This is a genomic window from Streptomyces sp. CS113 (assembly GCF_002188365.1).
Lineage (GTDB): Bacteria > Actinomycetota > Actinomycetes > Streptomycetales > Streptomycetaceae > Streptomyces > Streptomyces tendae.
The window spans coordinates 2,743,193-2,757,145 of sequence record NZ_KZ195574.1; the positions used below are offsets into that span (position 1 = coordinate 2,743,193).

Annotated in this window: 2 protein-coding genes; both read left to right on the forward strand. The window is 72.3% G+C overall.

All coding sequences use genetic code 11. The annotated features are described in order from the left end of the window. Nucleotides 1-61: 61 nt before the first annotated feature. A complete protein-coding gene (locus B9W62_RS11785) occupies nucleotides 62-11,008 on the forward strand; it encodes a non-ribosomal peptide synthetase (RefSeq protein ID WP_087807133.1) in 10,947 nt (3,648 codons plus the stop codon). Then, on the forward strand, nucleotides 11,005-13,848 hold the full coding sequence (locus B9W62_RS11790) for a non-ribosomal peptide synthetase (RefSeq protein ID WP_087807134.1): 2,844 nt from the start codon (nucleotides 11,005-11,007) through the stop codon (nucleotides 13,846-13,848). Before B9W62_RS11785 ends, B9W62_RS11790 begins: the two co-directional genes overlap by 4 nt. Nucleotides 13,849-13,953 lie beyond the last annotated feature (105 nt).

Here is a 13,953-nt window from a genome sequence, read left to right on the forward strand (position 1 = left end):
GCATCACGCGGCACCACACGAGACACGTCGTACGCAACGAAGGTCGGGAGGGGCGCTCAGTATGACCACGGGCGAAGTCCGCACGGGCGGACAGGTCGACAGCACTGGAACGGCGGGCGACGGCGGATCGGCCGACAGCAGGCGTGAGGAGCTGGTGCGGGCCAGGCTCGCCGGGGGCCGCGGCGGCCGGCGGACCGCCGTCACCCCCGTCGACCGCGACGGCCGCCTCGCGCTCTCCCACGGGCAGCAGCAGATGTGGTTCCTGAGCCGGCTCGACCCGGACAGCTGGGAGTACAGCGTCCCCGTGGCGCTGCGGCTGCGCGGGCGGCTGTCCGCCGAGGCGCTGCGCCGGGGCTTCGAGGAACTGGTGGCCCGCCACGAGATCCTGCGCACCCGCTACGCCCTAGACGGCACCGAGCCGGTCCAGCTGATCGACCCTCCCGGCCCGTTCGACCTCCCCGTCGACGACCTCACCGGCACCGGCGCCCTCGCGGAGCGCGAGGAGCGGGCCCGGCTGCTGGCCGAGGCCGAACCGGGCCGCCCGTTCGACCTGGCCGACGGCGCCCCGCTGCGGGCGCGGCTGATCCGCGTGGCGGAGGACGACCACCTGCTGGTCGTCGTCTTCCACCACGTGGCCTGCGACGAGTGGTCCGTGGGACTGTTCCTCGGCGAACTGGCCGCGCTCTACGAGGCGTTCGGCCGCGACGAGCCCTCACCGCTCGCCCCGCTGCCCGTGCAGTACGCCGACTACGCGGCCTGGCAGCGCCGCCGCCTCGGCTCCGGGGAACTCGACCGGCAGCTCGACCACTGGCGGGACCGGCTCGCCGGCCTCACCCCGCTGGAGGTGCCGACCGACCACCGGCGCCCCTCCACCCGGTCCTACGCCGGAGACGCGGTCCCCGTCCACCTGCCGGCCCCGCTGGCCGGCACGCTGCGCGACCTGGGCGCCGAGCACGGAGCCACGCTCTTCCACACCCTCCTGGCCGGCTACCAGGGCCTGCTCTCCCGCTACACCGGCCGTGACGACATCGCCGTGGGCACGGTGGTCTCCGGCCGTGACCGGCCCGAGCTGGAAGGGCTCATCGGCTACGGGATCAACACCCTGGTGCTGCGCGGCCGGTGGCAGGGCGACCCGACGTTCCGGCAGCTGCTCACCGGTGCCCGGGAGACCGTCCTGGACGCCTTCGACCACCAGGAGTACCCCTTCGCCCGGCTCGTCGACGAGCTGGCCCCGGCACGGGACATGTCCCGCACCCCGCTGTGCCAGGTCGCGTTCACCATGCACCGCGAACGCACCACCGGTTTCTCGCTGCCCGGCGTCGACACCGAGTCCCTGACCGCCACCTCCCGGGTCTCCCGCTTCGACCTCACCCTCCAGCTCCGCGAGGCCGACGACGGCTCCGTCACCGGCACCCTGGAGTACAGCACCGCCCTCTACGAGCGGACGACCGTCGAGCGCATCGCCCGGCACCTGGAGCGGCTCCTGGCGTCCGCCGCGGCCGACCCCGACCGGCCCCTGTCCCGCCTGGAGATGCTCGACGACGCCGACCTCGCGGTACTGCTGCCCGAGGTCCGCACCTTCGACGCGCCCACCCGCTGCGTCCACCAGCTCGTCGAGGAACGCGCCGCCGCCACCCCCGACGCCGTCGCCGTGGTCTGCGGCACCGAGCGCCTCACCTACGCCGAGCTGAACACCCGCGCCAACCGCATCGCCCACCACCTGCGCTCCCTCGGCGCCGCACCCGGCCGCCTCGTCGCCGTCGCCCTCGACCGCGGCCCGCACCTGGTGCCCGCCCTGCTCGGCGTCCTCAAGTCCGGCGCCGGCTACCTGCCCCTGGACCCCGAGCACCCCACCGATCGCATCGCCTACACCCTTCGCGACGCGGGCGCCGACCTCGTCGTCACCTCCGCCGGGCACACCGCCCACCTGCGCGACGCCGCCGAGGGCCGGCTCGTGGTCCTCGACGACCCCGGGGAGGCCGCCGCGCTGGCCGCCGCCCCGGGACACGACCCGGACTCCGGCGCCACCCCCGGCGACCTGATCTACACGATCTACACCTCCGGCTCCACCGGCCGTCCCAAGGGTGTCGGTCTCAGCCACACCAACGTGCTGCGCCTGTTCACCGCCACCGAGGAGCACTTCGGCTTCGACGAGCACGACGTGTGGACGCTGTTCCACTCGTACGCCTTCGACATGTCGGTGTGGGAGATCTGGGGCGCCCTCGCCCACGGCGGCCGGCTCGTCGTCGTACCGCCGGACGTCTCCCGGTCCCCGGAGGACTTCCTGCGCCTGCTGGCCGCCGAGCGGGTCACGGTCCTCAACCAGACCCCGTCCGCCTTCCGCAGCCTGGTCTCCCTGGCCGCCGAAGGCCACCCCCTCATCGACGAACTCGCCGTGCGCGTTGTCTCGTTCGGCGGCGAACGGCTCGACATCCCCGCTCTGCGACCCTGGGTGGAGCGCCGCGGCCTCGACGTCACCGCCATCGCCAACCTGTACGGCATCACCGAGACCTGCGTGCACACCACGTTCCACCTCGTCACCGAGGACGACCTGGACGCCGAGACCGGCAACCCGGTCGGTGTGCCGCTGCGCGACCTCCAGGTCCACCTGCTCGGCCCGCACGGCGAACTCGTGCCCGTCGGTGTGCCCGGCGAGATCCACGTCGGCGGCCCCGGCGTCGCCCTCATGTACCTGGGCCGACCCGCCCTCACCGCGGAACGCTTCGTGCCCGACCCCCACGGCACCCCCGGCACCCGCCTCTACCGCAGCGGCGACCTCGCCTCCCGGCGCCCCGACGGCAGCCTCGACTACCTGGGCCGCATCGACCACCAGGTCAAGATCCGCGGTCACCGCATCGAACTCGGCGAGATCAAGGCCGCGCTCACCACGCATCCGCGGGTCCGCGACGCCGTGGTCGTCGCCCGCGAGGACACCCCGGGCGACCGCCGCCTCATCGCCTACGTCGTGCTCACCGGCGACGCCGTCGCCGCGCCCAGCGAACTGCGCGCCCTGCTCGCCCGCACACTGCCCGACTACATGATCCCGGCCGCGTTCCTCGTCGTCGGCCGCATCCCGCTCACCGTCAACGGCAAGCTCGACCAGGCCGCACTCCCGGCCCCCGACCGCGGCGCCCTCGGCGTGGACGCCGTGCACGTGGCGCCGCGCACACCGGCCGAGGAGGAGATGGTCGCCGTCTGGCGTGACGTCCTCGGGGTGGAGACCGTCGGCGTCGAGGACAACTTCTTCGACCTGGGCGGCGACTCGCTGCGCGCCGTCGCCCTGGTCGGCGCCCTGCGAGGCAGCGAGTACGACGTCACCGTCCGCGACGTCTTCGAGCACCGGACGCCCGCCGAACTCGTCGCCTTCATCACCGGCCGCCCCGCGCCCGCCGCCCCCCGGCAGCCCGTCGCACCCTTCGCCCTGCTCGGCGAGGACGACCGCGGCCGCCTCCCCGAGGGGCTGGTGGACGCCTACCCGCTGGCTCAGGTGCAGCTCGGCATGGTCGTGGAGATGCTCGCCGACGACGGCCGCAACCACTACCACAATTCCACCTGCTTCCGGATTCTCGACGAACGCCCCCTCGACCCGGACGTCCTCCAGCGCACCGTCGACACCGTCCTGGCCCGCCACGAGATCCTGCGGTCCAGTTTCGCCGTCGAGGGCTACTCCGTCCCGCTCCAGCTCGTGCACCCCGCCACCGACGTGACCTCACCCGTCGCCGCGCGGGACCTCACCGGACTGGACGCCGACGCCGTCGAAGCGTCGCTGCGCGCCTACATGGCCGAGGAGCGCACCCGGCTCTTCGACCTCACCCGCGCCCCGCTGATCCGCTTCACCGGGCACGCCTGCGACGACGGCTCATGGTGGCTCACCCTCACCGAGTGCCATGCCGTCCTCGAAGGCTGGAGCCACCACTCCCTCCTGATGGAACTCGTCACCACCTACCACGCCCTGCGCGCCGGCGAGCCCCTTCCGGACCCGGACACCCCCGACATCCGGTACGCGGACTTCGTCGCCGCCGAACTGGAGTCCCTGGCCGCCGACGAGGACCGTGCCTACTGGAAGGGCGTCCTCGACGAGCACACGCCCTTCGAGATCCCCGCCGGCCTCGGCGACGACCCGGCCACCACCCCCCGCGGCCTCAACCGCTCCTGGGTCCCCTACCACGACCTGGAGACCGGCCTGCGCACCCTCGCCACCCAGGCCAAGGTGCCGATCAAGAGCGTGCTGCACGCCGCGCACCTCAAGGTGATGAGCCAGCTCACCCCCGAAGAGGCGTTCTTCACCGGCCTCGTCACCAACGCCCGCCCGGAGGCGGCCGGCGCGGAACGCGTCTACGGCGTGTACCTCAACCCGCTGCCGTTCGCCCACCGGCGCGGCGCCCGCACCTGGCGCGAGCTGGTGCGCCAGGTCTTCGACCAGGAGATCCAGGTCTGGCCGCACCGCCGCTACCCCCTCGGCGCCATGCAGCGCGAACTCGCCGCCGGCGCACGCCTCGTCAACGTCCGGTTCAGCTACCAGAACTTCCGTCAGGTCGACCAGGATCTCGTCGACTACCCGGCCACGATCGACGACAGCCCCACCGAGTTCCCGCTCGGCGTCTCCACCCGCGCCGGGTTCATGGTGATCACCGGCCACCGGCACCACTTCGGCCGGGCGGCGGTGGACCGGCTGGCGGCGATGTACCGGGCGGTGCTGGAGTCGATGGCCGCCGACGTGGACGGCGACGCCCGCGAGACCTTCCTGCCGGCGGGTGAACGCGAGCGGGTACTGACCACCTGGAACAACTCTGGGGTGGCGGTTCCGCAACGGTCCGTGCCGGAGTTGATCGCGGACCAGGTGGCGCTGGGCCCGGACGCGGTGGCCGTCGAGTCCGACGGTGAGGCGGTGTCGTATGCGGAGCTGGACGCCCGCGCCAACCGTCTCGCCCACCGGCTGCGTGAAGCGGGCGTGGGACCCGAGTCGTCAGTGGCGGTCCTGCTGGACCGGTCGACCGACCTCGTGACGGCGCTGCTCGCCGTGTGGCGAGCGGGAGCGGGTTACGTGCCCATGGACCCCGTACTGCCCGCAGGCCGGATCACGTCCATGGTCACGGACGCCGGCGTGCAGGTGGCGGTCACCTCCGCCGCATACGCCGACCGGTTCGACGTACCCGTCGTACGGGTCGAGGACGACCTCTCGCACCTGCCCCAGTCGGCCCCCGACGTGCCAGTGGACCTGGACACGGTCGCCTACACCGTGTTCACCTCCGGCTCCACAGGCCGACCCAAGGGCGTCCAGGTCACCCACCGCAACCTGATCAACCACATCGACTGGGCCGTACGCGAACTGTCCTCCGCAGGCACCGGCGGCGCACCCGTCTTCTCCTCCGTCGCCTTCGACCTCGTCGTCCCCAACCTCTGGGCACCCCTCGCCGCCGGACAACGCACCTGGCTCCACCACGGCGAACTCACCGAACTGGGCTCCGCACTGACAGACGCAGGCCCCTTCTCCTTCATCAAACTCACCCCCGGCCACCTCGACATCCTCTCCGGCCAGCTCACGGACGACGAGATCACCACCCTCGCCGGCAAGATCGTCGTCGCCGGAGAAGCACTCCCCGGCACCCTCGTCGAACGCTGGCGCCAGACCCTCGGCGACGAAAAGGTCCTCAACGAATACGGACCCACCGAGACCACCGTCGGCACCTGCGTCTTCCCGCTCCTGGAAGCCTTCGACGGCGTCGTGCCCATCGGCCGGCCCCTGCCCAACATGACCATGCACATCCTCGACACCCACCTCCAGCCCGTCCCCGTAGGCGCCGTGGGCGAACTCTTCGTCGGCGGCGCCGGTGTGGCCCGCGGTTACGTGGGCGACCCGGCCCGCACCGCCGACAAGTTCATCCCGGACGTATACGGCCCGGCGGGCAGCCGGATCTACCGCACCGGGGACCTCGCCCGCTGGCGCCACGACGGAGCCGTCGAATTCCTCGGCCGCATCGACGACCAGGTCAAGATCCGCGGCTACCGCATCGAACTCGGCGAAGTACGCGCCGCACTCATCGCCCAACCCGGCATCACCGACGCCGCCGTCATCGTCTCCGAGCACGACCAGCGCCTGATCGCCTACATAGTCGGCGAAACACCCAACCTCACCGACGCCCTGCCCGAGTACATGATCCCGTCCGTCTTCGTCCAGGTGGACGCGATCCCCCTGACCGCCAACGGCAAGCTCGACCGCCGCGCCCTGCCCGACCCGGACCAGACGGCCACCGACACCTACGTCGCCCCCCGCACCCCCGCCGAAGAGCACATCGCCGCGATCTGGAGCAAGGTACTCGGCGTCGAACGAGTCGGTGTCGAGGACAACTTCTTCGACCTCGGCGGACACTCCATCAAGGCCATCGCCCTGGTCGGCGCCCTACGCGCCGAAGGCTTCGAAGCCGCCGTACGCGACGTCTTCCAGCACCGCACCGTCGCCAACCTCGCCGCCACCCTCACCAACAGCGGCGACACCACCGACACCCACCAACCCGTCGAACCGTTCGCCCTCATCGGCGACGAAGACCGCGACCGCCTCCCCGACGGAATCACCGACGCCTACCCGCTGGCACAGGTCCAGCTCGGCATGCTGGTGGAAATGCTCGCCGACGACGGGCGGAACAAGTACCACAACACGACGACGTTCCGGATCAAGGACGGCCGTCCCTTCGACGTGGACGCCCTCCGCCGCGCCGGACGGGCCGTGGTGGAGCGGCACGAGATGCTGAGGGCGTCCTTCGACCTCGACACGTTCTCGGTGCCCCTCCAGTTGATCCACGCGACGGCCGAACTCCCCGTCACCGTGCTCGACCTGCGTGGCAAGAGCTTCGAGCAGCAGGCCGAGGCGCGCCGGGCCCACATCATCACCGAGCGGGCCACCGCCTTCCAGCTCGACCGGGCCCCGCTGCTCCGCGTCTCGGCGCTGGTCGAGTCCGACGAGGCATGGTGGCTGTCGGTCAGCGTCTGCCACCCGATCACGGAAGGCTGGAGCCACCGCACCCTCCTCAGCGACATCGTCGAGGGCTACCTGCGCCTGCGCGCCGGCGAGGAACTGCGCGAGGTCACGGTGCCCGGCGTCCGGTACGCGGACTTCGTCGCCGCGGAGCAGGCGTCCCTCGCCTCCGACGAGGACCGCTCCTACTGGCAGGGACTCCTCGCCGACCACGCCAAGTTCGAACTGCCGGCCGGCTGGGGCGACGCCGAGCCCGGCGACCGGGCGGTGACCGTGAAGGTGCCGCTCTCCGACCTCACCCCGGCACTGCGGTCCGCGGCACGTACCACGAGCACCTCGCTCAAGGCGGTCCTGCACGCGGCGCACCTCAAGGTGATGAGCCAGCTCACGGCCGAGGAGTCCTTCTGCACCGGCCTCGTCTCCAGTGGCCGGCCCGAGCTCGAGGGCGCCGAGCGGGTCTACGGCATGTACCTCAACACGGTGCCCTTCGCCCACCGGCGCGGTGCCCGGACCTGGGCCGAACTCATCCACCAGGTCTTCGACCGGGAGACCGAGCTGTGGCCGCACCGCCGCTTCCCCATGCCGGTGATGCAGCGGGAGATGGGCGACGGTACGCGCCTTCTCGACGTCCGCTTCAGCTACCTCGACCTCTCCGACGCCCAGGCCGACAGCGAGCTCGTCGACGCGGACTCCGGGGACGGCGAGGGCGCCACCGAGTTCGGCCTGGCCGTCGCCGCCCGGGGCAGCGGACTGCTGCTCACCGCCGACCCGGCGGTCCTCGGCCGGGCGGCGGTGGACCGGCTGGCGGCGATGTACCGGGCGGTGCTGGAGTCCATGGCCGCCGACGTGGACGGCGACGCCCGCGAGACCTTCCTGCCGGCGGGTGAACGCGAGCGGGTACTGACCACCTGGAACGACTCCGGGGCACCGGTCGCCACGCGCTCCGTACCGGAGCTGATCGCCGAGCAGGTCGAGCGGCACCCGGACGCGGTGGCCGTCGAGTCCGACGGTGAGACGGTGTCGTACGCGGAGCTGGACGCCCGCGCCAACCGCCTCGCCCACCGGCTGCGTGAAACCGGCGTGGGGCCTGAGTCGTCAGTGGCGGTCCTGCTGGACCGCTCGGCCGACCTGATCGTGGCACTCCTGGCGGTCTGGCGCGCGGGAGCCGGCTACGTGCCCATGGACCCCGTCCTCCCGGCCGGACGCATCACCGGCATGGTCACGGACGCCGGCGTGCAGACGGCGCTCACCTCCGCCGCATACGCCGACCGGTTCGACGTACCCGTCGTGCGGGTCGAGGACGACCTCTCGCACCTGCCCCAGTCGGCCCCCGACGTGCCCCTGGACCTGGACACGGTCGCCTACACCGTGTTCACCTCCGGCTCCACAGGCCGCCCCAAGGGCGTCCAGGTCACCCACCGCAACCTGATCAACCACATCGACTGGGCCGTACGCGAACTGGCCTCCGCAGGCACCGGCGGCGCACCCGTCTTCTCCTCCGTCGCCTTCGACCTCGTCGTCCCCAACCTGTGGGCACCCCTCGCCGCCGGACAACGCACCTGGCTCCACCACGGCGAACTCACCGACCTCGGACAGGCCCTGACCAAGGCAGGACCCTTCTCCTTCATCAAACTCACCCCCGGCCACCTCGACATCCTCTCGAGCCAGGTCAACGACGACGAGATCACCACACTCGCCGACAAGATCGTCGTCGCCGGCGAAGCACTCCCCGGCACCCTCGTCGAACGCTGGCGCCAGACCCTCGGCGACGGAGCGGTCCTCAACGAATACGGGCCCACCGAGACCACCGTCGGCACCTGCGTCTTCCCGCTCCTGGAAGCCTTCGACGGCGTCGTACCCATCGGCCGGCCCCTGCCCAACATGACCATGCGCATCCTCGACACCCACCTCCGTCCGGTGCCGGTGGGCGCGGTCGGTGAGCTGTTCGTCGGCGGCGCCGGCGTAGCTCGCGGCTACGTGGGCGACCCGGCCCGCACCGCCGACAAGTTCATCCCGGACGTATACGGTCCGGCGGGCAGCCGGATCTACCGCACCGGAGACCTCGCCCGCTGGCGCCACGACGGAGCCGTCGAATTCCTCGGCCGCATCGACGACCAGGTCAAGATCCGCGGCTACCGCATCGAACTCGGCGAAGTACGCGCCGCACTCGTCGCCCAACCCGGCATCACCGACGCGGCCGTCATCGTCTCCGAGCACGACCAGCGCCTGATCGCCTACATCGTCGGCCAGGCCCCCGACCTCACCGACGCCCTCCCCGAGTACATGATCCCGTCCCTCTACATCCAGATCGACGCGATCCCCCTGACCGCCAACGGCAAACTCGACCGCCGCGCCCTGCCCACCCCCGACGACACCGCCACCGACACCTACGTCGCCCCCCGCACCCCCGCCGAAGAACGCATCGCCGCGGTCTGGAGCAAGGTACTCGGCGTCGAACGAGTCGGTGTCGAGGACAACTTCTTCGACCTCGGCGGACACTCCATCAAGGCCATCGCCCTCGTCGGCGCCCTACGCGCCGAAGGCTTCGAAGCCGCCGTACGCGACGTCTTCCAGCACCGCACCGTCGCCAACCTCGCCGCCACCCTCACCAACAGCGGCGACACCACCGACACCCACCAACCCGTCGAACCGTTCGCCCTCATCGGCGACGAAGACCGCGACCGCCTCCCCGACGGAATCACCGACGCCTACCCGGTCGCCAAGGTGCAGCTCGGCATGCTGGTCGAGATGCTCGCGGGCGACGGTCTGCACAAGTACCACAACACGGCGACGTTCCGGATCAACGACGGACGCCCCTTCGACGCCGAGGCCCTGCGGCGCGCGGCGCGTACCGTGGTGGAACGGCACGAGATGCTGCGGACCTCCTTCGACCTCGAGGGCTTCTCGGTGCCGTTGCAGCTGGTGCATCCGGTCGCCGAACCGGAGGTCGTGGTGCGGGACCTGCGCGGTACGGACGCCGAGGGGTTCCTCGCGGCACGGCAGGAGCACATCGCCGCCGAGCGGGCCGCGCTGTTCGACCTGGACCGGCCGCCGCTGCTGCGGTTCGCCGCGTTGGTCGAGTCGGACGAGGCGTGGCACCTTGGCTTCACCCACTGCCACGCCATCACGGAGGGCTGGAGCCAGCAGTCGCTGCTGCGGGAGGTCATCGACCTGTACCAGGCGTACGCGGCCGGCGAGACGCCCGGTGAACCCGAGCCGGTGGCCGTGCGTTACGCCGATTTCGTCGCCGCCGAGCAGCAGTCCCTCGCCTCCGAGGAGGACCGGTCGTACTGGCAGGGCGTCGTCGACGAGTACGCGCCGTGCCGGCTGCCTCAGGAGTGGGGCGCGGGGAACGGCGCTCCGCGGGAGGACTTCAAGCTGTCCGTGGACTTCCGCGACATCGAGCCGGCGCTGCGCGAGCTGGCCCGGTCCACCGACACCTCGTTCAAGGCGGTCCTGCTCGCCACCCACCTGAGGGTGCTCGCCACCGTCACCGGCGAGGACGCCTTCCACACCGGCGTGGTCTACAGCGCCCGCCCCGAGGCACCGGGCAGCGAACGCGTCTTCGGTATGTACCTGAACACCCTGCCCTTCGCGCACGACCGTTCCGCGCGCACCTGGCGGGAGCTGGTGCGTCAGGTCTTCGACCGGGAGGCCGAGGTGTATCCGCACCGGCGGTACCCGCTGCCCGCCGTTCAGCAACTGGCGAGTGGGCGGCGGTTGTTCGACGTGATGTACCGCTACCAGGACTTCCACCAGACCGCCGGCAGCGCGGTCGATGTGCAGGCCGGTGCGGGCGACAGCTCGAACGAGTTCACGCTGTCCGTGGCCAATGTGCCGGGCCGCCTGGTGCTGCGCGCGGTGAGCACCGGGCTCGACCGGGCGAACGCCGAGCGAGTGGCCGGTATGTACCGGGCGGTACTGGACGCCATGGCCACCGACCCGGACGGCGACGTGCGCGCCTCGCTGCTGTCCGTCACGGAACTGGCCCAGGTACTGGACGACTTCAACGACACCGAGGTGGAGTGGGGATGAGACGCTACGTCCACGAGGTGATCGAGGAGCAGGCCGCGGCCACCCCCGACGCCGTCGCCGTACAGGTGGGCGGGGACACCGTCACCTACCGGCAGCTCGACGAGCGGGCCAACCGGATCGCCCACCGGCTGCGGGAGGCCGGGGTGGGGCCCGAGTCGGTGGTCGGGGTACTGCTGCGGCGGAGCACCGACACGCTGCCGGCCCTGCTCGGCATCTGGAAGGCGGGCGGGTCGCACCTTCCGTTGGACACCGCGCTCCCCGCCGAGCGGCTGCGCTACATGCGCGAGACGGCGGGCGCGCGGCTGACGGTGACGCACGGCGGGAGCGCCGCGCTGCTCGGCCCCGGGCAGGAGGGCCGGACCGTCGACCTGGACGCGGAGCGCGAGCGGATCGCGGCCTGTCCCGCGACGCCGCCCGACCGGTCCGCCGACCGCGACCCGGACGATCCCGCGCGCACCCACCGGCTGGCGTACACCTTGTTCACCTCCGGCTCCACGGGGCGCCCCAAGGGCGTGCAGATCGGCCAGTACGCGCTGCTGAACATGTTGTTCTCGATGCGGCGATGGCACCGTTCGGGGCCGGAGCACCGCTGGCTGGCCATCACCTCGCTCGCCTTCGACGTGTCGACCGCCGAGCTGTACCTCCCCCTGGTCACCGGCGGCCGGGTGGTGCTCGCCGACGACGCGGAGGCCCACGACCCGGTGGCGCAGCTGCGGCTGGTGGAGAGCGCGGGGATCACCCATGTGCAGGCCACCCCGGCCGGCTGGAAGCTGCTGCTGGCCGCGGGGATGGACCGGTTGCCGGTCGTCGCGGTCACCACCGGGGAGGAATGCCCGCCCGGGCTGGCGCGGAACCTCGTGGGGCGTGTCGACCGGCTGAGCAACCTGTACGGGCCCACGGAGGCCACCGTCTGGTGCACCGGCACCGACCTGGCGCCGGACGCCGAGTCGGTGCCGATCGGCCGGCCGCTGCCCAACTACCGGGCCTACGTGCTCGACTCGGGGTTGCGGCCGGTGCCCATCGGGGTGGCCGGCGAGCTGTACATCGCGGGCGCCGGAGTGGCCCGCGGCTATGTGGGCCGACCGGGGCTCACCGCGGAGCGGTTCCTGCCGGAGCCGTACGGCGGCCCGCCCGGCTCCCGCATGTACCGCACCGGGGACCTGGCCAGGTTCCGGTCCGACGGGCAGCTGGAGTGTCTCGGGCGCCTCGACGACCAGGTCAAGATCCGTGGCTTCCGCATCGAGCTCGGCGAGATCGAGGAGGTGCTGCGCGGCGGACCGGACGTGCACGACGCCGCCGTGGTGGCCCGCGACGACGACCAGGGCGAGAAGTGGCTGGCGGCGTACGTGGTCGGGGCGGACGGTGCGCAGCCGGACCCGGCGGCGCTGCGGGACCGGCTGGCCGCCGCCCTGCCCGGGTACATGGTGCCCGCGGCCGTGGTCCCGCTGCCGGCGCTGCCGCTGAATCCGGCCGGCAAGGTCGACCGGGCGGCGCTGCCCGTCCCCGGCCGCGCGGCGCTCGCCGGGGACCGCGCCTACGTGGCGCCCCGCGACGCCACCGAGCGGCAGCTGGTGGAGATCTGCGCGCAGGTGTTGGGCGTGACCGACGTCGGCGTACGGGACCGGTTGCAGGACCTGGGCGCCGACTCCATGCGGATCGTGCACGTGATGGCCGCCGCGCGACGGGCCGGGCTGGCCCTGACCCTGCGGATGCTGCTGGACAGCGAGACCGTGGAGGACCTGGCGCGGGCCCTCGACGGCGCTGCGGCCGAGGGGGCCGGAGCGGACGAGACTCGAGAGGGCGTGGAATCGGCCATGACGTCGACGGCTTCGGCGGGCGGGCCCGTCGACCTGACCCGGACCATGGCCGCGCACCGGGTGCCGGGTGCCGCCGTGGCCCTGCTGCGGGGCGGGCGCCTGGTGGGTGTGCAGGTGTACGGGGAGCGGTCCGCGGAGACCGGGCTCCCGGTGACGCTGCGTACCCGCTTCCAGGCCGGGTCCATCAGCAAGCAGGTCACCGCGTTCGCCGCGCTGCGTCTCGTCGCCCGCGGCGTCCTCGACCTCGACACGGACCTGGACCGGTACCTGAGCGGGCGGCGCGTGCCCCGCACCGCCGGCGGAACCGCCGTGACCCTGCGCCACCTGCTGTCGAACACGGCGGGCTTCTCCAGTGCGGCGGCCACCTGGTGGCGGCCCGGTGAGCCGATGCCGAAGCTCGACACCGTGCTCGACGACGTGACCGCCGAGCACGAACCGGGCACGCTGTTCCGCAAGGCCGGCAGCCAGTGGGCGCTGGCCGAACGGCTCCTGTGCGACGTCACCGGGCAGGACTTCGCGGACCTGGCGCAGGAGTTGGTCTTCGCACCGCTCGCCATGGCGGACAGCTCTTTCACGCCACCCGCCGACGGGCTGGACGCCCGGGACGACTGGGCGGCGGGGCACGACCGGCACGGCGGGCCGCTGCTCGACGGCTTCCGGGTGCGGCCGGTACGGGCCGGCAGCGGGCTGTGGTCCACCGCCACCGACCTCGCCCAGCTGGCCGCGGAGATCCGCCAGGCCCATCTGGGCTGCTCCGACCTGCTGCCGGCCGCGCTCGCCACGCAGATGCTCACCGAGGCGTTCCCCGGCAGTTTCTACGGCCTGGGCACGGTCGTCGACGGGTCCATGGGAGAGGCGGAGTTCGGCCACGGCGGGCAGACCGCCGGGTTCCGCGCGCTGGTCTCGCTGCGGCTGCGTTCCGGGACCGGCTGCGTCGTGCTGACCAACGGCGAGGACGGCAAGCACGTGCACAAGGCGGTCGCCGCGTCCCTGGGCCGTGAGCTGACGGTCGACGACGACTGACCGGTGGGGGACCGGCCGGCGGCGAGAGTGGCCGGTTCCCGACCGTTCGTTCCCGGACGTTACGGTCGTGTGCCGTGGTGTTACCGAACGAATAACACGAGAATA

Excerpts from the sequence above, each read along its gene's own strand:
- B9W62_RS11785 (WP_087807133.1), top strand. The coding sequence starts at position 62 with ATGACCACGGGCGAAGTCCGCACGGGCGGACAGGTCGACAGCACTGGA.
- B9W62_RS11790 (WP_087807134.1), top strand. The coding sequence starts at position 11,005 with ATGAGACGCTACGTCCACGAGGTGATCGAGGAGCAGGCCGCGGCCACC.